The 23,706-nt window shown below is 64.0% G+C and carries 23 protein-coding genes; 8 read left to right on the forward strand and 15 right to left on the reverse strand.

All coding sequences use genetic code 11. The features are described 5' to 3' along the window. The first annotated feature begins 6 nt into the window (after window positions 1-6). Window positions 7-1,401: a TAXI family TRAP transporter solute-binding subunit gene (locus LU493_RS04445; RefSeq protein ID WP_343076080.1), complete on the forward strand. Its 1,395-nt coding sequence runs from the start codon at window positions 7-9 to the stop codon at window positions 1,399-1,401. 66 nt (window positions 1,402-1,467) lie between these two features. Then, window positions 1,468-3,273 (forward strand): TRAP transporter permease, encoded by a 1,806-nt coding sequence (locus LU493_RS04450; protein ID WP_275286585.1) that lies wholly within the window; start codon window positions 1,468-1,470, stop codon window positions 3,271-3,273. 208 nt (window positions 3,274-3,481) lie between these two features. Here LU493_RS04450 and LU493_RS04455 read toward each other — a convergent pair whose 3' ends face one another. From LU493_RS04455 to LU493_RS04475, 5 genes are all read right to left on the reverse strand, one after another. Then, the gene (locus LU493_RS04455; protein ID WP_275286586.1) at window positions 3,482-4,246 is read right to left on the reverse strand and encodes a M15 family metallopeptidase; all 765 of its coding nucleotides are present in this window, start codon (window positions 4,244-4,246) and stop codon (window positions 3,482-3,484) included. Window positions 4,247-4,250: 4 nt separating this feature from the next. Further along, window positions 4,251-5,528, reverse strand: a complete 1,278-nt coding sequence (locus LU493_RS04460) for a TRAP transporter large permease (protein WP_275286678.1) — start codon at window positions 5,526-5,528, stop codon at window positions 4,251-4,253. After that, window positions 5,528-6,019, reverse strand: coding sequence for a TRAP transporter small permease (locus LU493_RS04465; RefSeq protein WP_275286587.1), 492 nt, complete (start codon window positions 6,017-6,019; stop codon window positions 5,528-5,530). The genes LU493_RS04460 and LU493_RS04465 overlap by 1 nt, the downstream gene beginning before the upstream one ends. Before the next feature lie 55 nt (window positions 6,020-6,074). After that, window positions 6,075-7,118, reverse strand: coding sequence for a TRAP transporter substrate-binding protein DctP (gene dctP, locus LU493_RS04470; RefSeq protein WP_275286588.1), 1,044 nt, complete (start codon window positions 7,116-7,118; stop codon window positions 6,075-6,077). A gap of 115 nt (window positions 7,119-7,233) precedes the next feature. Continuing rightward, window positions 7,234-8,166: a LysR family transcriptional regulator gene (locus LU493_RS04475; RefSeq protein ID WP_275286589.1), complete on the reverse strand. Its 933-nt coding sequence runs from the start codon at window positions 8,164-8,166 to the stop codon at window positions 7,234-7,236. Window positions 8,167-8,244: 78 nt separating this feature from the next. Between LU493_RS04475 and LU493_RS04480 the strand changes: the two genes are divergently transcribed. Next, entirely contained in the window at window positions 8,245-8,574 is a 330-nt protein-coding gene (locus tag LU493_RS04480; protein WP_275286590.1) for a DUF952 domain-containing protein, read from the forward strand. A gap of 42 nt (window positions 8,575-8,616) precedes the next feature. Here LU493_RS04480 and LU493_RS04485 read toward each other — a convergent pair whose 3' ends face one another. From LU493_RS04485 to rhmD, 9 genes are all read right to left on the reverse strand, one after another. After that, window positions 8,617-9,975, reverse strand: coding sequence for a GntP family permease (locus LU493_RS04485; RefSeq protein ID WP_275286591.1), 1,359 nt, complete (start codon window positions 9,973-9,975; stop codon window positions 8,617-8,619). Between the two features lie 151 nt (window positions 9,976-10,126). Next, window positions 10,127-10,327, reverse strand: a complete 201-nt coding sequence (locus LU493_RS04490; protein ID WP_275286592.1) for a hypothetical protein — start codon at window positions 10,325-10,327, stop codon at window positions 10,127-10,129. A 5-nt stretch (window positions 10,328-10,332) separates the two neighbouring features. Next, the gene (locus tag LU493_RS04495; RefSeq protein ID WP_275286593.1) at window positions 10,333-11,859 is read right to left on the reverse strand and encodes a purine-cytosine permease family protein; all 1,527 of its coding nucleotides are present in this window, start codon (window positions 11,857-11,859) and stop codon (window positions 10,333-10,335) included. 35 nt (window positions 11,860-11,894) lie between these two features. Then, window positions 11,895-13,334, reverse strand: a complete 1,440-nt coding sequence (gene aldA, locus LU493_RS04500) for an aldehyde dehydrogenase (protein ID WP_275286594.1) — start codon at window positions 13,332-13,334, stop codon at window positions 11,895-11,897. 60 nt (window positions 13,335-13,394) lie between these two features. Then, entirely contained in the window at window positions 13,395-14,192 is a 798-nt protein-coding gene (locus LU493_RS04505) for an HpcH/HpaI aldolase family protein (protein WP_275286595.1), read from the reverse strand. 9 nt (window positions 14,193-14,201) lie between these two features. Then, window positions 14,202-14,972, reverse strand: a complete 771-nt coding sequence (locus LU493_RS04510; RefSeq protein ID WP_275286596.1) for an SDR family NAD(P)-dependent oxidoreductase — start codon at window positions 14,970-14,972, stop codon at window positions 14,202-14,204. 31 nt (window positions 14,973-15,003) lie between these two features. Further along, on the reverse strand, window positions 15,004-15,903 hold the full coding sequence (locus LU493_RS04515) for an amidohydrolase family protein (protein ID WP_275286598.1): 900 nt from the start codon (window positions 15,901-15,903) through the stop codon (window positions 15,004-15,006). 5 nt (window positions 15,904-15,908) lie between these two features. Next, window positions 15,909-16,232 carry an L-rhamnose mutarotase gene (locus LU493_RS04520; protein WP_275286599.1) on the reverse strand — a complete coding sequence of 108 codons (324 nt, stop codon included), beginning with the start codon at window positions 16,230-16,232 and terminating at the stop codon, window positions 15,909-15,911. A gap of 33 nt (window positions 16,233-16,265) precedes the next feature. Beyond that, window positions 16,266-17,450, reverse strand: a complete 1,185-nt coding sequence (gene rhmD, locus LU493_RS04525; protein WP_275286600.1) for an L-rhamnonate dehydratase — start codon at window positions 17,448-17,450, stop codon at window positions 16,266-16,268. A gap of 261 nt (window positions 17,451-17,711) precedes the next feature. Here rhmD and LU493_RS04530 point away from each other — a divergent pair, with 261 nt between their 5' ends. Together LU493_RS04530 and fucP are read left to right on the forward strand one after the other, a co-directional pair. Beyond that, on the forward strand, window positions 17,712-18,650 hold the full coding sequence (locus LU493_RS04530) for a LysR family transcriptional regulator (RefSeq protein ID WP_275286601.1): 939 nt from the start codon (window positions 17,712-17,714) through the stop codon (window positions 18,648-18,650). A gap of 310 nt (window positions 18,651-18,960) precedes the next feature. After that, entirely contained in the window at window positions 18,961-20,334 is a 1,374-nt protein-coding gene (fucP, locus tag LU493_RS04535; protein WP_275286602.1) for an L-fucose:H+ symporter permease, read from the forward strand. Between the two features lie 15 nt (window positions 20,335-20,349). Here fucP and LU493_RS04540 read toward each other — a convergent pair whose 3' ends face one another. Further along, entirely contained in the window at window positions 20,350-21,063 is a 714-nt protein-coding gene (locus LU493_RS04540; RefSeq protein ID WP_275286603.1) for a FadR/GntR family transcriptional regulator, read from the reverse strand. 101 nt (window positions 21,064-21,164) lie between these two features. Here LU493_RS04540 and LU493_RS04545 point away from each other — a divergent pair, with 101 nt between their 5' ends. From LU493_RS04545 to LU493_RS04555, 3 genes are read left to right on the forward strand one after another with little or no spacing between them, the layout of a single operon-like run. Beyond that, window positions 21,165-22,487 carry an L-fuconate dehydratase gene (locus tag LU493_RS04545; protein ID WP_275286604.1) on the forward strand — a complete coding sequence of 441 codons (1,323 nt, stop codon included), beginning with the start codon at window positions 21,165-21,167 and terminating at the stop codon, window positions 22,485-22,487. After that, window positions 22,484-22,918 carry an RbsD/FucU family protein gene (locus LU493_RS04550; protein WP_275286605.1) on the forward strand — a complete coding sequence of 145 codons (435 nt, stop codon included), beginning with the start codon at window positions 22,484-22,486 and terminating at the stop codon, window positions 22,916-22,918. The genes LU493_RS04545 and LU493_RS04550 overlap by 4 nt, the downstream gene beginning before the upstream one ends. Beyond that, a complete protein-coding gene (locus LU493_RS04555; protein WP_275286606.1) occupies window positions 22,915-23,706 on the forward strand; it encodes an amidohydrolase family protein in 792 nt (263 codons plus the stop codon). Before LU493_RS04550 ends, LU493_RS04555 begins: the two co-directional genes overlap by 4 nt.

Below are 23,706 nucleotides of genomic sequence, written 5' to 3' on the forward strand. Positions count from 1 at the left end.
ACCTTCATGTGCCACTCATGGGCCGGCCATTGGCCGGCCTGCTTTCAACTGGGCAAGGGTGGAGGCCCTGAAGGACGCCGGGGTTTCCGCACCTTGCTGGCCGGCCCCGAGCACCCGGATTATGCGGCCTTCAGCCTTGCCCCCGGTCACGGTCTGGACTACAACGACCAGAAGATCATCGAGATTCGCGGCCTGGTGGCGAGAATCGTGGACAATCGGGTCCTCTACCCGGATGTTCGGGAAGCGGCACGGGGCAATCGCATGATCGAGGCCATCGAGCGCTCGTATCTCGCAGGTGGGTGGTCGTGTCCGGTTAACCTGCGAGGTGGCACACCGGGGGGGTCGACGCATGGCGTCCTTGCGTCATGTCGAATATGCTGGCAGTCGATCCATGACGAGGCACCTGCCGGTGCCCGACTGCAGCACTGGAGATCCCCCATGCGCCACTTTCCGCATTCTCTCGCGGCGCTCGCCGCGCTCTGGCTGGGTGCCATGTCCCTGACGGCGTCGGCCGACACCCGCATCACCTACAAGTCCGCGTCCGCCGGCACGGCCTACTATCAGATGGGCGTGGAGCTGTCGGAAGCCATCAAGGCCGGAACCGACGGCACCATGACCCTGACGCTGGAAGAGAGCCAGGGGTCGGTCCAGAACGTCATGGAGGTGATGGCCCGTCGGGGCAACTATGTGTTCACCACGCCGCCGTCTTTGGCGGCCAAGGCGGTGGCCGGCGAGGGCTCCTTCGCCGAACGCCGGCATCCGCGTTTCCAGGAGATCCGCGGGCTCTTCCCGATTCCCTCGCTGACCATGCATCTGGTGGTGGCCGGGGAGCAGGAAGCCTTGCGCTTGGAGGACCTGGCGGGTCAGCACCTGCTGATCGGTCAGGGGTCCTTCGGGGCCCGTGAGGCGGCGCGTTATCTCGAGCTGTTCGGTCTCACCGAAGCGGTCGAGGTCGACGATGCCGACGTGGGAAGTGCGCCTGACGCGCTCAAGAATGGCCAGATCGATGCCTTCGCCACGGCCGGTTCCTTTCCCGCGCCCAACGTGATCGAGACCGCGGCCAGCATGCCGGTGGGGCTGGTATCGATGACCGAGGAGCAGATCGCCGAGACCGGGGCGACGCCACAGGAGATTCCGGCCGGCACCTATGCGGGTATCGACGAGCCGGTGATGACGACGTCACTGCTGGTGGCTGCTTACACGACTAACGGCATGGACGACGACACCGCCTATACCCTGACGAAGACCTTCTGGGAACGGCGCGAGGCCATGGCCGAGAGCTCGCCCTGGTGGCGCAGCGTATCGCCCTCGATGCTCACCAACATGCAAGGCGAGTTGCATCCGGGGGCGCTGCGTTACTACGAGGAAGCCGGCGTCGAGATACCAGAGACGCTGCGCTGATCCTTGCTCGCCCGGGCCGCCGCGGTATCGCGGCGGCGCTCGCTGGTCCCTTGTCGTGAACGCTCCATGTCTTCCACTTCGCCATCACATGCCGCCGAGACGGCAGCGTCCAGCGGCCCGAGTGTCCGTCTTCCCTGGGTCGGGCTGGGCGCACTCTCGGTCGTCTTCCATCTCGGCCTGATCTTCTATGGGTTGACCCCGGCGCTGGTGAGCCGCCCGCTGCATATGGCGCTGATCCTGCCCTGGGTGCTGGTATTCGCCGCGCGCACGTCCTGGCAGCGCTGGAGCGGTTGGGTGCTGACGCTGCTCGGCGTGTCCGCCTGCCTCTGGATCGCCGTCAACGAGCAGGCCCTGTCCGGGCAGTACGGTTTCATCGATACGCCGTTGCAGATGGTCATCGGTGGCTTTTTGATCATGCTGTCCCTGGAGACCGCGCGTCGCGCCATCGGCTGGCCGTTGCCGCTGGTGGCGACGGTGGCGCTGCTCTATGCCTTCTTCGGCCAGCTTGTGCCGGGGGAATTCGGGCATCCGGGGCTGCCGGCGGCCAGCCTGGTCGGATCGCTGACCATCGCCGAGGGTGGTCTCTGGGGCAAGCTGACCGGCGTCAGCGTCGGGGTGGTGGCGATCTTCGTGATCTTCGGGGCGGTACTCAACGCCGGCGAGGCCGGCAAGGGCTTCATGAACCTGGCGGGCCTGGTCGCCGGCCGCTTGACCGGTGGCGGTGCCAAGGTCTCGGTGGTGTCCTCGGCGTTGATGGGGTCCATCTCGGGGTCGGCATCGGCCAATGTGGCGTCCACCGGGGCGATCACCATCCCGTCCATGACCCGCCTGGGCTACCCTCGGGCGCTGGCCGCCGCTGTCGAGGCGGTGGCGTCCTCAGGCGGGCAGATCATGCCGCCGCTGATGGGGGCCGGTGCCTTCGTGATGGTGGAGCTCACCGGCACGCCCTACACCGAGATAATGGCCGCCGCCATGCTGCCGGCACTGCTCTACTTCGCCACGGTGTGGATGGGCATCAACGCCTATGCCACCCGCCATAATCTCCGCCCGGTGGCGGCCGACGATCGGCCCGCCCTGCGCGAGGTGTGGATGACGGGGCTGTTCTTCGCCGTGCCCTTCGCGGTGCTGCTCGAGCGGATCTTCCATGCTGGCAATACGCCCCAGTATGCCGCCAGCCTGGCGATCTTCGTCGGGGCGGCGCTGTTGTGGCTGGATTCACGCCTGGTGCCGTCGTGGCGGGGGCTGGTGGCGCGTCTGGCCGACGCCATGGTGCTCGCCGGGCGCCAGGTGGCGACCATCGGCGCGATCATCATCTGCGCCTCGCTGGTCATCGGGGTGCTGGCGATGACCGGACTCGGCGTCAAGGTCACCTCGGCGATCCTCTCGTTGTCAGGGGGCGCCCTGTGGCCGGCATTGCTGCTCACCGCCCTGGCATGTCTGGTGCTGGGGATGGAGGTGCCCACCACGGCGGCCTATGTGATCTGCGTGTCGGTGGCCGGTCCGGCGTTGACCGAACTGGGCCTGCCGCCGCTGCTCGCCCATCTGTTCGTGTTCTGGTATGCCCTGCTCTCGACCATCACGCCGCCGGTCTGCGGTGGGGTCTTCATTGCCGCCGGCATGGCTGGCGAGAACTGGATCAAGGTTGCCCTGCGCGCGATGTCGCTGGGGGTCGGGCTGTACCTGATTCCGCTGGCGATGGTCGCCAGGCCGGAGATCATCCATCTGGCGGATACGCCCTGGCGAGCACTGGTCGAGACCGGTCTGGTCGGGGCGGGGCTTCTGGCGATTTCCCATGGATTGATCGCGCGGCGCTCGCTCATCTGGCGCTTGGTGCTGGTGGTCGCCGGCCTGGCGGTCATTTTCCTGCGCTAGGGCTACCGGTCGTCGTTGCGCAGGCGGTCGGTGACCGGGGCCTCGGGCCACAGCGTGGGGCCTCTAGGATCATGGCGTGGTTGCTGTCGTCGGGGCCCAGGGTGGCGAATCGCATCAGGCGTCTCTCGGTATCGATGTCGTGGTGCCGTTTCGAGGGCTGCCAGTATAACCGGCCTGTCGACGAACGGTCCCGGTCGCCGGGGTATCGTCAGAGCTGGCGCCGCCAGCGGTTCTCGATGGTATCCAGCTCCGTCGGGCCGTAATGCGCGCTGGCATGCCCGCCGTAGTGAGCCCAGAGCTGGTCGCCGAGATCGTAATGCCACCATTCGCTTGGCAGGTTGGTGAAGCCCTGGGCGTGCATGGCGTGATAGAGCAGTCGGCGGTTTTTCCGGGCCTGGTGACGTCTATCGCCTTCTTCCAGCTCGACCTCCAGCGCATCGGCATGCGATGTGGGAACGGCCTCGTCGAACAGCGTGCCCATGTCCAGCGGCAGGCCGTCGGCGTCGCACAGGGTCACGTCCACGGCGCCACCGGTCAGGTGCGGGCTGGGTGCCGTCGGCTCGGTGCTGGGCTGGGCGACGAACTCGCGGGTGCGCACCAGCAGTTCCTGGTCATCGAGTCCGGGATGATTGGCCTGGATCGTGGCCTGCAGGGTCTCGAACAGGTACTGCTGGACCCGCCAGGGCCGCCAGCCATCCAGCACCAGCAGGCTCAATCTCTCGGGCAGGGCGCGTGCCACCGCCAGAAGGCGTCGGTAGACGCCCTCCCGGACATAGCATTCGTCGATGGCGCCGGGGATGCCCATGCGAGCGTAGGCCGGGAATACCTTGATCGGCGGTGGCGCCAGGCTCATCGGCACCAGCGGCTCGTCGCTGCCGGCGATCGGCAGGCGGCCGATCGCTGGCCAGTCGGGCTCGGCGCGATGCGGAATCGGCGTATCGGCGTGGGGGGTGTCGGGGTCGGGTCGGGTCATCGGGTCATCCAAGAATCGTCGGGAGCCACAGGGTGAGCGGGGGAAACAGGATCAGGGCTGCCAGCACCAGCAATGCGGTGACCACGAAGGGCCAGATGGTGCGGAACAGGGCGGTGATCTCCAGCCGGCTGACCGCCGCCGCCACGAACACGCAGGCACCCATGGGCGGCGTGATCAGGGCGATGGTGATGTTGAGGGTGATGATGATGCCCAGGTGCACGGGATCGATGCCCGCCATCATCGCCACCGGGGCGAAGATGGGGGTGAGCAGCATCAAGGCCGAGACCTCTTCCATGAACATGCCGGTGATGAAGGTGATGGCGCTGAGCAGCAACAGGATCACCACGGGCTGCTCGATGTAGGGCGTCAGCAGCTCGACGAACTGGCTCGGGACCTGGGCGTAGGAGAGCAGCCAGCTGACCGTGGCCGACGCCGCCATGATGATGAAGATGGCGGCCGTCAGTCGTGTCGTATCGACGATGGCGCGCCAGAAGTCGCGGGGACCGAGGCTGCCCATCGCCAGACCGTAGAGTGCCACGTAGAGGGCGGTGAGCGCGCCGGACTCGGTGGGCGTGACCAGGCCCATGACGATGCCGGCGACGATGATGAAGGGCGCGATCAGGGCCGGCAGGGCACCCAGGGTGGCGCGTCCCAGTTCGGCGCCGCCGGGCCAGCCGCCTCGCTTCTCGAGCCCGCGGCGTCGGGCGTACCAGGCATTCATGGCCATGAAGGCGGCCCCCAGCAGCAGGCCGGGTATCACGCCGGCCAGGAAGAGGTCGCCGACCGATGTATTGGTCAGCGAGGCGTAGAGGATCATGAAGATACTGGGGGGAATGATCGGACCGATCAAGGAGCTGCCCGCGGTGAGACCGGCGGCGAAGGCGGTGGAATAGCCCTCCTTGCGCATGGGAGGCACCAGCAATGACCCCAGCGCCGAGGTGTCGGCCACCGCCGATCCATTGACGCCGGCGAAGAAGACGCTGGAAACCACGTTGACGTGGCCCATGCCGCCGCGCAGGTGGCCGACCAGCAGGCGAGCCAGTGCCAGGAGGCGATCGGTGAGGCGGCTGGCGTTCATCAGGTTGCCGGCGAGGATGAACAGCGGAATGGCCATCAGCGAGAAGGCGTTGATGCCGCCGAAGAATTGCTGGGGCATCATTCGCGGGATCATCGCCGGGTCGACGAATAGAAAGCCGACCACGGCGGTAGTCAGCAGCGCGATGAACAGGGGCAGGCCGAGCAGCACGTGCGTCAGGAAGACCGCGAACATGGTCAAGGTCATCATGATGACGGCTCCTCCAGAGTCGGCAGCGGCGCCGGGCCATGCCACAGGGCCTGCCAGGCGAGCAGGGCGAAGCCGGTCGGCAGGGCCATCACCGGGATGGTACGGCTGATGCCGAGTCCCTGGCTGGTGAACATCGACACCGATTGCGCATAGCGATAGCTGAAGATCGCGCCGGCCACGGCCAGGGTCAGCGTCAACAACCATTGATAGACGTTGAGCAGGCGACACAGAGGGCGGGGCAGCAGACGCTCGATCAGCGCCACGCGCATGTGGCCGCCTTCGACCCAGACCGCGCCAGCCGCGAGCATGACGCCGCCGATGATCAGGTAACGGGCCAGTTCATCGGTCCAGATCGGAGCGCCGCCGGCCAGGTAGCGCATGACGACGCCATACAGCATCGCCAGCAGGTCGATGAACAGCAGGCTGCCGGCCAGCGTCAGGGCGGCCCGCCGGGTCAGGTCCGGCAGTCGGGACAGGTGCGGGAGCATAGGGGGATTCCGTACGGCGGGCCCGGGCGATGCATGCCCGGGCCAGGATTGGGTGTTATTCGCTTTGCGGGTCCAGGCCGGCGTCCTCGAGGGCCATGTCGATGTAGCGGGGCGCGATGTCCTGCTGCTCGAGCCAGTCGAGGTAGGCCGGCTGCCCCTGTTCGCGGAAGGCGGCCAGCTGCTCCTCGTCGGGGCGGATGATCTCCATGCCCTGTTCTTCCAGATAGGCGATGCGCTCATCCACCCTGGTCTCGTTGTGCTCACGGGCCATCCGGTTGGCCTCGGCCACGGCTTCCTGGAAGGCGCTGCGCATTTCCTCGTCCCAGCCGTCGATCATGGCGGCGTTGCCGACCAGGAACTGGTCCGAGTACTGGATGTTGGCCAGGGTCAGATAGTCCTGCACTTCATAGAGGCTGCCGAGGATGATGTACATCGGCGGGTTCATCTGGCCGTCGGCCACGCCGGTCTTCAAGGCCATGTAGACCTCGGTCCAGGGAATCGGCGTACCGGAAGCCCCGAAGGCCTCGTAGAGCGCCACCTGGCTCGGGTCCATGGCACGGAAGCGCAGGCCTTCGAAGTCGTCCGGCGAGGCGATGGGGCGCTCGTCGTTGGTGAAGGCCAGGAAACCGCCTTCCTCGACCACTGCCAGGAGTTCCAGGCCGGCTCGCTCGCGCAGGTCATCCTCCACCGCCTGCCAGTATTCGCCTTCATCGAAGAACTGGCGGGCGTCATCGAAGTCGTCGAACAGAAAGGGGATGGCGCTGACGTAGATCTCCGGAACGACCGGTGACATGCCGGCGAAGGAGGCGATGTTGAGCCCGGGCGAGCTCATGACCTGCTCCATGCGTTCCTGCTCCTCGCCGAGCATGCTGTTCGGGTAGAGCTTGAGCTCGATCTCGCCGTCGGTCTTCTCTTCGACCCGCTTCTTGAGGTCGGTAGCGAAGACATGCACCGCGTTCTTCTCGGGGTCCGGGGCGCCGTTGTAGCCGAGATTGACCGTGGTAGCGGCCTGGACGCTGCCGCTCAGGGTGGCGGCGCCGAGCAGGCAGGCGGCAGCGAGCGGAGCGGGACGGAAGAAGGTAGGACGAAGGACGGCCATGGGAGTCTCCTGCAAGGGTTGTTGTTGGGGTATTGCGTGCCGGTGAACGACCGGCATGGAACGAGACTAGGCGTTGTTTCGTTGACTATTCAAACCCATGGGTGTTGCCTTTATATCAACGCTGGCTCAGCAGCCTGGGGGCATCGTCCTGAAAGAAGCGCATGCCGTGTCGCAAGTGGTCCAGGCAGGCGCGGCCGGCGACGGTCAATTCGCGATCGGCGCGGCTGACGATCTGTGCCCGGGCACCGTTCAGTACCCGATGGGCGAGCGGCAGCACGGCGATGTCGCCCTGCTGGATCTCCTCGGCCACGGTCAACTCCGGCATGAAGGTCACGCCGATGCCCGAGCGGACGAAATTCTTCAACACCGCGACCGAATTGGTATGCAGCCGCGCATGCAGGTGCAGTCGTTCCTGATGCGCCACGGCATTGACCATCTGGCGCATGCCGAAGGGGTTGTCCATCAAGGCCAGTGGCCAGTCGGCGAACTCGTGCAATGAAACCGGCGTGGTGCGATCGGCCAGGGGGTGGCGCGTCGGCACGATCAGATCCAGTGGCTGACGGGTCTCCACATGGCAGCGCAGCTGGGGATCGATGGGCGGCGCATAGAGGAGGGCGAGATCGACCTCACGGGCCTTGACCAGTGCCATGGCCTCGTTGACACCGGCCATTTCCACGGCGATGTCGATGCCAGGGTAGGCGGTCATGAAGGTCTGCAGCGGCGCATCAATCAAGTCGGCGATGAAGCCCTCGCCCACTGCGATGCGTACCTGGCCGCTGACCAGCTGCTGCAGGGCACGCAGCCGGGAGATCACGGCGTCCTCGGCGCTGCGCTGGGCATGATGATGGTCGACCAGCAGGCGCCCTGCCTCGGTGGGCTTGACGCCACCGGCATGCCGCTCGAGCAGGGCGACGTCGAGCGTTTCCTCGAGCAGCTTGATCCGTCGGCTGATGGCCGAGACATCCACATGCAGATGCGTTGCCGCGCCGCGCAGGGAACCGCGACGGATCACCTCGCTGAGATAGGCCAGGGCGCGCTGGTTGAGCATCGGAACTCCATGACGTCTGGTGGACGGTTGCGACACCCGCTACGCTCAAGACGAATACCATGGGTCAGGGAGGCGGGCATGGAGCCATTATATCGCGTGTTGCCGGAGGCAACCTGGGAAGCGGCATGCCGTTCCGGCAAGGTGTCGCGTTGCGGCAATGACCACCGGGCCGACGGCGTGCACCTGAATGTCGCCGCGGCGGTGGACGAAACGGCGCGCCGGTATTTCGCCAGGGAGGAACGGCCGCTGGTACTGGAAGTGGACCCCAGCGGTTTTGCCGAGTGTATCGAATGGCGCGAGCCGACCGAGGAGGAGCCCTGGCCGAGACCGCTGGCACGTATCGAAGCCCTGCCGACCGAGGCAGTGATAGCGATCCGTCGCGTCGAGGCAGGGTTGCTGGAGCGTTAGCCGCGACCCCGCCTCGAAACATGTATGGCCTCGCGTCGGGGCTCAGCCCCAGATGGCGGCGCCCATCAGCGTCAGCGCCAGGATCACCAGGGATACCAGGGCCTCGCCTAGCGTGTAGGTCTTGAACCCACCTCGTACGCTGAAACCGGCGAGCTGGGTCGTGATCCAGAAGCCGCTGTCATTGACGTGGCCGATGCTGATACCGCCCGACAGGGCCGCCAGGGCGATCCAGATCGGGTCGACCACGCCGGTGGAGGCGGCGCCGGCCATGATCGTCATGGCGGTGATGCCGGCGACAGTGCCCGAGCCCTGGGCGATACGGAAGATCGCTGCCAGGCCATAGGTGAGCAGGATCATGCTGAGCCCCGACTGGGTCTCGCGAAAGACGCTGTCGACCAGCGTCTGGCCGATCTGGGTCGCCTCGATCACGCTGCCCAGCGAACCGCCGGCGCCGGTGACCAGGAGGACCATGCCGGCGGTCTGCAGGCCGGTGGCGGCTGCGGTATCACGCTCGTCGCGGCTCATGCCGCGTGCGGCCACGGCATAGGCCGCCAGGGCGCCAGCCATCAGGGCGACGATGCGGTCGCTGATGAAGGCCACGAAGGCAGGGATTTCGTCACCGGCCAGCACGCCCAGTTGCTGGCAGTAATCATAGAGGGTGCCACTCAGGATCAGCAGGATCGGCAAGGCGATCGGCAGCAGGGCCTGCCAGAGCGGTATCCGGTCGAAACCGGCCGGTGCTGTGGTGTCACCACCGCCGACCGCGGCGACGCTCAACTCGTCCGAGCGAGCGTTCCAGAGGCCCCTGTCGAGAATCAGGAAGTAGAGCTTCATCACGATCAGGGCGGTGATCAGGCCGACCCCCAGGCCAGCAAAGGTCATGACCCCGATATCGAAGTCCAGGATGGTGGCCGCCGCCAGCGGGTTGGGGGTCGGCGGCACGATGGTGTGCGAGGTGGCGGCCCCGATGACCAGGGCCCCGATGGCATAGGGCAGGGGGCGACCGAGTGTCTTGGCCAGCGCGACACCCAGCGGCACCAGGATCACGAAGGTCACGTCGAAGAAGACCGGGATCGACAGCAGGAAGCCGGTCAGCCCCAGGGCATAGAGCCCCGCTCCGCGTGGCGCACTCTTCACCAGGGTGTGGGCGATCTTGTGGGCGGCACCGGAGTCGCTCATCAATTGGCCGATGATCACCCCGAAGCCGATGGGCAGGCCGATGCCGGCCATGATGTCGCCGAAGCCGCCGCTGATGGCGTCCACGGTGCCGGTCATGCCGAGTCCCATGGCAAGGCCGAGATAGAGACTGCCGATGATCAGGCTGATGGCAGGGTTCAGCTTGGCGTAGAGAATCAGGAGCAGGATGAGCGATATGGCGATCGCGAGATGCAGAATTTCCATGGCGTGAACTCTCGAAGGGTCGTTGTCGGGACGAGTCTGCCCATGACGACCGGGACAACCCGGTCATCCTGTCGTGGTGGACGTCTTGAGCGAATGGCGTTTTCGGGGCGACGGGCCTCGGCATCGATCGCCGAGGCCACCGGTCAGTGGTTCAAGAGCCGCGTCGCTCGTGTCGGGTCGCCGGGGGCTGACGCCCCATCCAGAGTGGCGTGACGGCAAACCAGATGAGCGTGACGCACAGCAGCGCCCACTTCATCGCGACCTCGCCGAGGACATCGAACAGGTACAGGCTCGGGAACAGTACCGTCAGGACGAGCATCGACAGCGAGAGGAACTGGAGAATCGTGCGCATGGTGGTCACTCCCTCGTCGCGGTGGTGGTCGCGCCGCCAGGGGCGGTCGCCGTGTTCATGGTGGCATCGGTCACGGTTCGTCGACGCTGTGCCAGGAAGCTCAGGCCGGTGAACAGGACGGCGGCGATGAACCAGCCGGGCAGGGCCACGAAGAAGATCTCGATATTCGCGAACCGCACCAGCACCAGGCAGATCGCCAGGGTGATCAGCCAGGTTCCCAGTGCCGGCATGGTCAACCGGTGCCCTGCGTACTCGGCGTAGAAGCTCTTCAGGCCGAGCTTCGGGAGTACCCAGTAGTCGATGACGATCACGGCGCCGATCGGCATCAACAGCAGGCCGTACAGGGCCACGAAGCCCAGCAGCTGCATGGCCACGCCAGGGAACATCGCCACGAAGGTGGTCAGCAGCCCCGTGCCGATCGTGACGTGGAACCGCGAGACCTGCGGGATGACGGCCTGGAAGGCGAGCCCGGCCCGGTAGATGGTCGGGTTGGCGGTGGTCCAGCCGGCGATGATCACGCAGATCAGCCCCGCCACGCCCAGTGCCTGATCGGCCAGGGGGCCGGGGAGCGGGTCCGGTATACGGCCGCCTTCCGCCGCGGCGATCACGGCGGCCTCGCTGCTCAGGCCGGCGTCATACATCTGGAAGGCGAACAGCATGGAGGCCGCCAGCCAGGCCATGAAGTGGCCGACATACATGCCCGCCGCCGAGGCGATGCTGTACCAGCTCTTGCGCGCGAAACGCAGCACGGAGAGGTCGGACATGCCGATGTGCATGGCCATGTTGGCGAACCAGGCGAAGAAGATGACATGCCAGACGGTGAAGTCCGGCTGCCCGGGCACGTGCACGCCGGTCCAGATCGCCGTCTCGGCCAGGTGCCACAGGTCGCCGGCGGACGTGACGGTCGTCCCCGTGGCATCGATGAACCACTTCAGCGAGACGATACCGAAGCCGAGGAAGATCAAGACCATCCAGGGGGCGGCGATGTTGGCGAACCAGGACACGAAGCGATAGCCGTAGGCCGCCACGATGGTGATCACGATGCCGACCCCGAGCACGCTGAGCACCCAGCCGATGCTGTTCGGCGTCATGTCCGCCAGTGTCGGCAGCGGAAAGCCGAACCAGACCCCCACCGCGGTGGCGGAGACGGTGATCATGGCGCCGGCGAGAAAGCAGAACGCCAGACCGTTGGCCAGGTTGTAGAGGATGACGGTGTAGCGCCCGGCGATCTTCTCGAGGTGGTAGTAGAGCGTCAGCCGTGCCCGGGTCCCGATGGGGGCCGTGAGGAAAAGCCAGCTCAGTACCGCCAGGGCATTGCCGACGAGCAGACCGATGACCACGTCGAAGGCCGAGACGCCCGCCAGGACGAACAGCGGGCCGATCATCAGTTCGGTGCCGGCGGTGTGTTCGCCGGCATACATGCCGAGAAAATTCTTGAACCCCAGTCGCGCCTCGTCGGGAACGGGCTGGCGCTCATATTCGCTGCCCGCCGGCGCCGCGGTGGCTCGTGTTTCATGGGATGTCGCGCCCATGGCGAGTCCCTCCAGTCGTTGTTGGGTGTCGGGGCTCAGACCTCGAGATAGACCACATGGCTATGGGTATATTCGTAGAGGCCGTGCTTGCCATCGGCGCCCCCGATGCCCGACTTGCGAGTGCCGGCATGAAAGCCCTGCATCGCCTCGAAGTTTTCTCGGTTGATGTAGGTCTCGCCGTAATCGATCTCGCGACAGGCGTGCATGGCGCGGGCAAGGTCTCGGGTATAGACCGAGGAGGTCAGGCCGTAATCGGAGTCGTTGGCCAGCCGGACGGCCTCGTCCAGATCGTCGACGACCTGGATCGGCAGGACGGGGCCGAAGATTTCCCGGCGCATGATCTCCATGTCGCTGCGGCAGCCGGCGAGTACCGTGGGCTGATAGTGGAAGCCCTGGCCGAGGTCGGCGACACGGCCGCCGGTGATCGTTTCGGCACCGTCCCGGGAGGCGCGCTCGACCATGGCGGCCACCTTGTCGAGCCCCTGCTGGTTGATCAGCGGCCCCATCTCGATGTCCGGTTGTGCCAGCGGATCGCCGTATGTGGTCTCGGCCATGGCACGGGCGAGCTTGTCGGTGAACTCGTCGGCCACGCCGCGTTGCACGTAGACGCGTTCGGCACAGTTGCAGACCTGACCAGTATTGATGATGCGAGAGGCCCGGATCGACTGCACGGCGAGGTCGATATCGGCGTCGTCGAGGACGATGGCCGGTGCCTTGCCGCCCAGCTCCAGGTTGAGCTTGGTGATGTTGTCGGCGGCACCGCGCATGATGCGCGAGCCGGTCTCGACGCTGCCGGTGAAGCTGACCATGTCCACCTGTGAGCTCGCCGTCAGGGCATTGCCGGTGCCGGCGCCGCTACCGCTGACCACGTTGAACACGCCCTCGGGAAGGCCGATCCGATCGAGCAGGCGAGTGAAGGCGAAGCAGTTGTTGGGCGTTTCCTCGCTGGGCTTGATCACCACGGTGTTGCCGGTGACCAGGGCCGGCGCCATCTTGCGGGCGATCAGGAAGAACGGGAAGTTCCACGGCAGGATGCCGGCGACCACGCCGAGCGGCTTGCGAAACAGGAAGATGTTTTCGCCGGGACGGTCACTCTCGATGATCTCGCCTTCGATGCGCCGTGCCCAGCCGGCCATGTAGTCGAGGTAATCGGCGGTGAAATTGACCTCGACTTCGGCCAGACCGGAGACCTTGCCCTGTTCCTCGGTGATGATCCGCGCCAGGGACTTGGCGTCTCGGCGTATCTCGTCGGCGAGGCGTTGCAGGTAGGCGGCACGCTCCACGGCGGGCAGGCGCGACCAGGGTTTCTGGGCGGCGCGTGCGGCGTCCAGGGCGCGCTCGACGTCATCGGGTGAAGCGTCCGGTGCATGCGAGAGCAGTTGCCCATTGGCGGGATTGCGCACCTCGAGATGCTCGCGGGCAGGGACGAAAGTGCCGTTGATGTAGTTCTGGTGGGTCTGGATGTCGCTGGCCATGATTCGACTCCTCTCGTTGTGATGTTATGGCGTTGTCGTGCGTGTCGTTGGCGTTGCGATTCAGTACGTCGCGGATGAGGTCGTTCGGGAAGCACCGGGCTTGTAGCGATCCACGGTCTGCAGGGCGGCCTGGCGCAGCAGGCTGATGTCGATGCCCACGGCGATGAAGTCGAAGCCCCACTCGGCATAGCGCCGGGCATCGGATTCGGCTGGCGCGAGGATGCCGGTGGCCTTGCCGGCCGCCTGGGCGGCATCGAAGGCGCGCCGGATCATCGCCTGTACCTCGGGGTGCCCGGGGTTGCCGATATGACCGATCCCGGTGGAGAGGTCGGCGGGGCCGATGAAGACCGCATCGACGCCTTCCACGGCGGCGATGGCCTCGACATTGTCGATGCCCTGCGGTGACTCGACCTGAACGATCAGGCACAGCTCCCGGTGGGCGGTCTCGATGTAGTCCGGCACGGCGTCCCAGCGCGTCGCTCGGGTCAGGCCGCCGCCCACGCCGCGGATACCCTGCGGCGGGAAGCGTGTGGCGCGTACCAGGGCCTCGGCCTGTTCGGCGGTATCCACCATCGGCACCATCAGGGTCTGGGCGCCGATGTCGAGCAGCCGCTTGATCAGGGCCGGGTCGTGATCGACGGCGCGTACCACCGGGGCGCTGTCATAGGGCGCCACGGCCTGGAGCTGGCCGAGTATGGCCGGCACCGGGTTGGGGGCGTGCTCGCCATCGATCAGCAGCCAGTCGAAACCGGTAGTGGCGAGGATCTCGGCGGCGTAGGCGGTGCCGAAACCGGCCCAGCAGCCATACTGCGTGTGGCCGTCGAGCGCGTGCTTGAAAGGGTTGCGGGGAAGTTGCATGCCGGGCTCCTACTGCAGGTTGACGAACATGCCGCCGTCGACCAGCAGCGAGGCGCCGGTGACGTAGGCCGCCATGTCGGAAGCGAGGAAGGCGATCGGGCCGGCCATGTCTTCCGGTCGTCCCAGTCGGCCCAGCGGCGTGCGGCCGATCATGTAGTCGCGCTTGTCCGGGTCGGCCAGGTCGCCCTTGTTGATATCGGTCTCGATGGTGCCCGGCAGCAGGGCATTGCAGCGGATGCCGTAAGGGCCCAGGGCGACGGCGCAGGACTGCATCAGCGACAGCAGGCCGGCCTTGGTCGGCGTGTAGTGGGTCTGCATGGCGCCGCCGACCAGCGCACTGATCGAACTCACCGCGATGATCGCCCCCCCGGTGCCTTGTTCCTTCATGCGGTTGGCGGCGGCCTGTACGGCGAAGTAGGCCCCGTTGAGGTTGGTGTTGACGGTTTCCAGATAGGTCTCCCGGGGCATGTCGAGGAAACCGTGGAACGGACAGATGCCGGCATTGTTGACGAACACATCGACACTGCCGAAGTGATGGACGGCAGCGTCGACCAGCTTGTCGCCGGTATCCGGGTCACCCGCGGGGGCACCCACCGCGGTGGCATCGCGGCCGAGCGAGCGGATCTCGCCGATCAGTTCGTCGACCAGCGGCCGGCTGCTGTCGCTGCCGCTGTAGCCGATGACCAGGTTGGCACCCTGGCGGGCGCATTCCAGGGCGGCGGCGCGGCCGATGCCACGCGAGGCGCCGGTGACGATGACGGTCTTGTCGTTGAGAAGCATGGAGGACTCCAGGGGTCGGGTGTCGGCGATGTCAGGCGTGGGGCGCGAGGCGGTACAGGCGTCGGGCGTTGTCGATGAAGAGCGCCCGTCGTTCGTCGGGCGAGGCATCGGCGACGACCTCGGCGTAGGCGTGCCAGATATCCGCGTAGCGGGCGTAGAGCCCATCCACCGGGAAATTGGAGGCAAAGAGGCTGCGCTCCACGCCGAAGGCGTCGATCGCCTCGAGAATCAGTGGCCGGATGCTGCCGACCGTCCAGTGGTGATCGAGCATGCCGAAACCACTCAACTTGATGGCGACGTTGTCCCGTGCGGCCAGTTCGCGCAGACCATCACGCCAGGCGCGCCACCCCTCGACACTTTGACGGTCGACATACATGCCTGCGTGATTGAGCAGGAAAAGCGTGTCGGGGTGTTCCGCCGCCAGCGCCGCGGCCTGCGCCATCTGGGCCGGGTAGATCTGCAGGTCGAACGAGAGATCGTGCCGTGCCAGCAGGCGAAAGTTATCGCGCCAGGCGGGCTCGTTCATGTAGTGACGACCCACGTAATCGAACAGGGGATCCTCGTGCACATTGAGGATCTGGCGCACACCACGGACCCTGTCGCTGTGCCCGAGCTGTTCCTCGAGCACTTGCGCGGTCTCTGGTGTCGAGAAATCGGCGCCGATGACCAGTGCCGAAGGCAGCGGTGGGTGGCCGTCGTCATCGAGTGTCGTCAGCCAGCGCGTCTCCCTGACCGGGTCGACGGCGTCCGCCTCGACATGGACGGCGCCCAGCAACTCGATATCGCCGCGCTGGCGACGCAGTTCGGCCGGGCCGATATCGTGGGCCATGGGGCTGTAGTCGCCGAGCAGGTTGGGAGACGGCCGCTCGAGCCAGGGCTGGTTGCCCTGATCGAGCTGCCAGAAATGCACGTGGGCATCGATCACTTGCATGGTCGTCATTCCTCGGAAAGCAGAGTGAACACTTCATCCAGCGCCACGCTCTGGGGCGAGGCATCCGGCTCGGTGTCCATGATATCGGCCATGGCGTGCCACCAGCGCTGCATCACCGGCAGTGACGGCAGGTCGTCGACACGGTGATCGTCGGCCAGCGTCATGATGGCGAAGAGATGGCGCGATTCGGGGTCGAGGAAGATGCGATATTCCTCGACACCCGCTTCGCGCAATGCCGTGACCAGCGCCGGCCAGATGGCGTCGTGGCGTCGCCGGTACTCGGCTTCCTGGCCGGGATGCAGGGTCATGCGCAGGGCACGGATCGGCATGTCGTTTCCTCTCCGGTCGGGGCTCGCAGGGAATCAGTGCTCGTAGGGACGTGCCAGCTGGCTTTCCGGGTTCAGGCGCACGCCGAAGCCGGGGGCGTCGAGCCGGGAGGCGCGCATGCGGCCGTTTTCCGGTACCGGTTCGTCGAGCAGCAGCGGATTGAACATCGGCACCACCTTGTCGGCGTCGGGCGCCATCATCAGGAACTCGGCGAACGGGCTGTTGTGGCGGGTGACGACGAAGTGGTAGCTGTACACCGAGGAGCCGTGCGGCACGACCAGCTTGTTGTGGGCATCGGCCAGTGCCGAGATCTTGATCAGTTCGGTGACGCCGCCGCACCAGCCGACATCGGGCTGGATGACATCGCAGCACTCCATTTCCATCAGCATGCGAAAGCCCCAGCGGGTCGCCTCGTGCTCGCCGGTGTTGACCAGCATGCCGGTCGGGACATTGCGCTTGAGTTCGGCGTAGCCCCAATAGTCATCGGGGGGCAGGGCCTCCTCGATCCACTTGAGGTCGAACTCCCGGGCCCTCTGGGCGAGCCGAGTGGCGTAGTTGACGTCGAGACTCATCCAGCAGTCGAACATCAACCAGAAGTCGTCGCCGACGCGCTCGCGCATGTCGGCGAGCTGGGCGAGGTTCTTCTCGAGCCCGGCATCGCCTTCGGCCGGCCCGTGCTTGAGCGGCATCTTGCCGCCGATGAACCCCATCTGCTGGGCCAGGTCGGGCCGCGCTCCGGTCGCATAGAAGGTCAGCTCATCACGGACCGGGCCGCCGAGCATGGCATGCACGGGTTCCTGGCGAATCTTGCCCAGCAGGTCCCAGAGCGCGAGGTCGACGCCGGAGATGGTGTTGAGCACCACGCCCTTGCGACCATAGAAGAGCGTGGCATTGAACATCTGGTCCCAGATGCGCTCGATGTCGGTGACGCGCTGCCCCTCGACGAAGCGTGCCAGGTGTTTCTCGACGATGAAGGCGCCGATCTCGCCGGCGGTGGTCACCGCGAAGCCGATGGTGCCGTCGCTGGCCTCGACCTCGACCACCAGGGTGCCGAGCACGTTCAGCCCGAAGCTCTTGCGGGTCATGCGGTACTCGGGGTACTTGCTCATCGGCGTCGATATCTGGCCATCGATCCAGTGCCCGTCGCCCTGGTCATGGTAATCGGCGCCGCCGCCGCGAACGGTATAGGCACGGATGTGCTTGATGGTAGGCATCGGCATGATGCGGTCCTTTCAATGGGTGACAAATGGAGAAGGTGTGGGGGAATAGATACGCGTGATAGCGACGTCTGACTAATGCAGAGGCTGTCCCTTGTGATACCTTTTTGTTATCTATTGACGTAGAGATGAGGCCTCATGGGCTCTGCAGCGAGTCCGCGAGATTCAAGGGATAGAGCGGAATTAGACCAATGTCGAATGGGAGGTGTCGGAATAGCTTCCCGTTATCTTGGGTGCAGAGAGCATGGAAAAGAGGAAGGCGCCATGTCGGAATCGATGCGTCAAGCTGCGCTGCTCAACCGGTTGCGTTACAAGCACTTGTTGCTGATTGCCTTGCTCGACGAGCACCGCAATCTGCATCAGGTGGCGAGGACCCTGAACATGTCGCAGCCGGCGGCGACGCGCATGCTGCGCGAAATCGAGGCGACCTTCGATTGTCGGCTCTTCGAGCGCACCACGCGCGGTGTGCAGCCGACGCGGCTGGGGGAGGTGTTGATCGAGTTCGCCCACGGCGCCTTGAATCGTCTCGATCGATGCGCCGAATCCCTGCATCGGCATCAACTGGGCGACCAGGGGCAACTGGTATTGGGAGCCATCATGGGGGCGGCACCCGATCTGGTGGCGGAGGCGGTGATCGAAATGAAGCGTCAGCGTCCGCTGCTGCAGGTGCGACTGCTGGGCGAGACCAGTGACCAGCTCGTGGAACTGCTGGCACAGAACAAGATCGATATCGCCATCGCCCGCTACGTGACCGCGCTCCAGCATAACCAGTTCGACTTCGAGTCACTGGGCAACGAGACGATGCTGGCGGTGGTGCGTCACGATCACCCGCTGGCTGACGAGGCCTCGTTGTCGCTGGCGACGCTGCTGGAGGCCTGGCCCTGGATCCTGCAGCCATTGGAGAGTCCGGCGCGACAGGTCCTGGAGAAAGAGTTCGAGCTGGCGGGCCTGATGTCGCCGCGTGACATCATCGAGTGCGGTTCGATCTTTGCGGCATTGCAGCTGGTCAAGCGCAGCGACGGCGTGCTGGTGATGCCCGAATCGGTGCTGCGTGACTATCTCGCGATCGGGCTGATCAAGGCGTTGCCGATCTCGGTCGGCAAGACGCTTTCGCCCTTCGGTATCCTGATCCGCAAGAACGAGGCGCTCAGCGAGCCCGTCCGCCACCTGTGTTCCATCCTGCGCGGCATCGCCGGGCACTGAGTGGTGAGTCGTATGCGGCATTGCCACCGTGTGGCATGGGCTGGGTGCGATACGCGTTGTCTGAAAAGTGCCTGCACTACTAGTTGATCACTCAGGGCGAGCCTCGAAGACTATTCCACTATCCGATGATGGGGCTCGGCGTGTTCTTCACTTCATGCCCATGGCGTCATGCACCTCGCGCGGGGGTGATGCTGCTTATACGATGGTCTTATTCATGATCCTTGCCATGTGATGGGTTCTCCGCTAGCTTCTGGAATGATCGAAATTCATCAGATGAATTGAGTGGCGCCAGAAAAACAAGGAGTCCCACGTGAAAGTATCCCCTACTGCGGCACCAGCGGTCGATGAGCCTATGCCGGATCGCTCCGACTCGCCCGAAACGGAAGTCGATTCATTTCTGCACAAGGGAATGTTCCTGCCATTCGCCTTGATTGTTGCCTGCTTTGCGGCATGGGGGCTGGCCGGAAATCTCACTGACCCTCTGGTCTCGGTCTTTGGCTCAGTCTTTTCGATGAGTACCTTCCAGTCATCGCTGGTACAGTTTGCATACTATGGCGCATATTTTGCTCTTGCCATTCCGGCTGCCTGGATTAATTCTCGGCTAGGGTATAAAGGTGGCGTGCTGATTGGCCTGCTGCTTGCTTCCTTGGGAGGGTTTCTCTTCTTTCCGGCATCTGTCGTGATGACCTATGCCGTTTTCCTTGTTGCATTGTTCACGCTGGCGGCTGGTCTTTCGATTCTGGAGACTTCCGCCAATCCTTATGTGATGGCCATGGGGCCACGAAGTAATGCAACGCGTCGATTGAACTTCGCCCAGGCTTTCAACCCCATCGGCTCCAATCTAGGTGTACTGCTTGCGGCAATTTTCATCCTCCCTCATGTCAATCCGGCAACGGTGGAGGACCGTGCTGCCATGTCACAGCACGAGCTTGAAGCCATGCAATCATCCGAGTTGCAGGCGGTCATGGGCCCGTATATTACATTGGCTTTGCTCTATCTCGTTATTGCGATTGCGATTGCTGTAGTGCGTGTACCGAAGTACGAGGCGATAGCCGCGGACCGGCAAGGTGGTGGCGACGAGCTTTCTGGAAATCGGTTCAGTCGACTCCTGAGCAATCGTCATTATGCATTTGGCGTGATCGCTCAGTTTTTCAACGTGGCCGCTCAGACCTGTGCCTGGACTTTTACGATCCACTATATGACGGAAAATCTGGGAGCCAGCGATACGATAGCTGGATATTGGCTACAGGCCTCTCTGTTGGTCTTTCTGGTGTCCCGCTTTCTGATGGTGTGGATCATGGGGCGGTTCGATCCACGCAAGCTCATGACCTTGATGTGCTTGCTCGGTGTCGGGTTCTCTGCCCTGGCGGTGGTCAGCGGTAATATCGTGGGGGCTGTGGCTGTCGTCATGCTCAGTGCCTGTATTTCGCTTCTCTTCCCCACGATCTATGGCATTGCGCTCAAGGGGCTCGGGAAGGACACCAAGTATGGCGCTGCTGGACTGGTCATGGCCATTGTAGGTGGGGCCTTGGTGCCGCCGTTACAGGGGTGGGTGATCGATCTGACTTCGGCTCGTTTCAGCTACATGGTCGTGGCTGGATGTTTCTTGGTTATTGCCTGTTACGGGTTCTATGTATTGCGAAACTCTCCTGAAGGAAGAGGGAATGCTGAGGATATTTCGTGACCTTGGCGTTTGGGCCTACTCATCAAGGTTGACGGCGACCTGGGCCAGGTGCGTATGCATGGCAGCATGAGCAGACACCGGGTCGCCGGCAATGACGGCATTGAGAATGGCCTGGTGCTCATGATGTGTGGTTTCGAGGCGTCCTCCTCGGTAAATGGACTGCCAGATTCGCATTCTGAGTGTCGGCCTTGATAGGGCCTCGAGGAGCGCAATCAGGATGGTGTTTTCTGATATATGGGCCAGCGTGAGGTGGAATTCGAGGTCTATCGCCATTGCGGCTTCATGATCCTTGTTCTGGATGGCTGGCTCTGCTTCTCTCAAGAGGCTTTTGAGTTTCTCGATATCGGCGTCGGTTCGCCGTGATGCCGCTAGCGAGGCGGATTCAACCTCCAGTGCTTGTCGCACAGTATGCAGGCCGCGCGAAGACTTGCCTCCCTGGAGGCTTGCCCAGAACACCAGGGGCTCCAGCAGGAGATGGGGGTCGAGCGATGTCACGGTCGTGCCGGAGCCCTGCCGTGTTTCCAGAATTCCCATGGCCACCAAAGCTCTCACGCCTTCTCGGAGAGAGCTGCGGGAGACTCGGAAACGATCGGCGAGCAGTGATTCAACGGGAAGGCGATCTCCGGGGGTGATCTCTCCGGAGAGGATCATGTCCTGAATGCCCTGTACAACCACCGCATATTGCGACGGTCGGCGGGCATCTCGCTCCTCCTGCTTGTCTTTCTTCATGTGTGTCTTCTCCTTGTCTTCGGGATGGGCTCGAGCTGGGTTGAAGATCTTACGAGTGTTGGTTTACAGTCAAATTCATCAGATGAATTGGGAGTACCTTGGTGGAAACTATCACCTCGATCGAACTGGTTGACCTACGCTTTCCGACTTCCGAGAGCAGCGATGGCTCGGATGCCGTGAACAAGGATGCTGACTACTCGGCAGCCTATCTCCGGATCGTTACCGATAACGATGCGCTGTATGGATGTGGCTTCACCTTCACCATCGGCCGTGGCAACGATATCTGCCTCGAGGCTGTCGATGCCTTGGCGTCTCGTTTCATTGGACGTGATGTGGCCAGCTTGTGCGATGAGCCCGGAGAAGCTTACAGGGAACTTGCTGCCGATTCACAGCTTCGCTGGCTAGGACCGGACAAGGGGGTTGTCCACCTGGCCCGTGCCGCTGTGATGAATGCCGTGTGGGATTTGGCGGCTCGGCGGGCAGGCCTTCCCCTTTGGCAGCTCATTTGCGAGATGGATCCGGAAGCGCTGGTAGATAGCCTGGACCTGAGCTATCTATCCGAGGTCCTGACTGCTGACGAAGCGGTTGCCATGCTCAGAGAGCAACGCTCTTGGCGCGACGAGAGGATCGCAGAGCTCAGGGAGTGTGGATTTCCGTGCTACACGACGTCAGCGGGTTGGCTGGGATATTCCGATGAGAAGCTTGAGCGGCTTTGCCGCGAAGCGATGCAGCAAGGATACCGCCATATCAAGCTGAAAGTCGGTGCCAACCCGGACGATGACGAACGGCGGCTTGGTATTGCTCGTTCCGTCATTGGGCCAGACACGTCCTTGATGATTGATGCCAACCAGATCTGGGACGTTCCGGAAGCCATCGACAGGGTGCGGGAGTTGGCCCACCACCGTCTGCTGTGGATCGAGGAGCCTACCAGCCCTGATGATGTCCTGGGTCATCGCGCCATCGCCGACGGTGTTCGGCCCGAGGGAATCGGCGTTGCCACCGGCGAGCATGGCATGAATCGCGTGCTCTTCAAGCAGCTTCTGCAGGCCGATGCCGTGGACTTCGTTCAGATCGACTCCTGCCGTCTGGCCAGCATCAACGAGATCATCCCGGTGCTGCTCATGGCTAGAAAGTACGGAAAGCCAGTATGTCCACATGCCGGAGGAGTCGGTCTCTGCGAACTGGTCAATCATCTGGTGATGATCGACTACATCGCAGTCTCGGGGCAGGTGGAAGGTCGGGTGGCAGAGTTTGTGGACCATCTCCACGAGCACTTCGTTGATCCATGCGTCGTGAAGGATGGTGCTTACACGCTACCCAAAGCCCCGGGTTACTCGGCCGAGATCAAGGCCGAATCGCTGGATGCCTGGTCATGGCCGGATGGTACCGAGTGGACAAGACGTCGCCATGGGGAGATCGCATGATCACTGGCCGCCTCATCCATCCGGCGTTGCTGTCTGCACTCGCCAGCGCAGGACATGGCGCCCGGATTCTCATTGCCGATGCCTTGTACCCGCATACTACCGGTGTCGCAGCAACGGCGAGCCGAGTGCATTTAAACTTGCGGGCCGGAATGGTGCCGGCCGTGGATGTCCTGGAAGCCGTTGCCGAAACGGTGCCGCTTGAGGCTGCTACCTATATGCGAACCGCCGAGGGTGGCACATCTCAGCCGGTTAGGGAGTTCCAGCAGTTACTTGCCAGCTATCAGCATGATGGTGGTGCGGCGGTTTCATGGTCGAGTCTCGAGAGGATGTCATTCTATGACGCCTGCCGCGAGCCGGATGTCTGCTTGCTTGTCGCGACTGGCGAAGTGCGCCCTTATTCCAATCTCTTGCTGACGGTGGGAGTGCCATGATTCTCGATTCTCACCTGCATGTCTGGGACACGTCAGAGGTGGGCGTCTCATGGCTCGCCGAAGCAGGCTTGCCGGCAACGGCATGCATTCCTGATGCCCCGGAGGGGCGCCAATACATTCTCGTGGAAGCCGATGCTGATGATCCGGCACGAGAAGCCAATTGGCTGTCCGCGGTTGCCGCCGAAGATCAGCGAGTTCATGGCATCGTGGCTTGTGTCGCTCTTGAGAATGCTGATGCTACCGGTGAGCTGAAAAGGATCGCCGCGATTCCCCAGGTGGTTGGCGTTCGGCGCCTCCTGCAGGATCGCGATCTGTTCCAGTCTCCGGGCCTTTTGCACGGCTTGAGGCAGCTTGCCAGGCATGGTCTGCCTTTTGATGCCTGCGTTCGTGCCCATGAAATTCCGGATCTGGTCCGTCTGCTTGAGCATGTACCGGAGCTTACGGTTGTGCTGGACCACATGGGAAAGCCCGAGCCAGGGAGTCGGCAAGTCATGCGTGACTGGTGCCAGAATATCGCCCGTTTTGCAGAACTGCCCAATGCATGCTGCAAGCTCTCGGGGCTCCCGGCCGAGTGCCGTGATACCGCCGAACTGGAGGGAGCGGTGGCCGACATCATCGGTATCGCCATGGATCACTTCGGTCCACGCCGCTGTTTACTTGGTAGCGATCAGCCCGTCAGCCGGGATGTACATGACTGGTGTGGTCGAGTGCTGAGTCTTCTGCCTGAATCCGATCAGGAAGATGTGGCCAGCAAGAATGCCCTTCGCATCTACCCCAGGAGGCAATAA

Origin of the sequence: Halomonas elongata, from assembly GCF_029081005.1 — a bacterium.
Taxonomy (GTDB): domain Bacteria; phylum Pseudomonadota; class Gammaproteobacteria; order Pseudomonadales; family Halomonadaceae; genus Halomonas; species Halomonas elongata_B.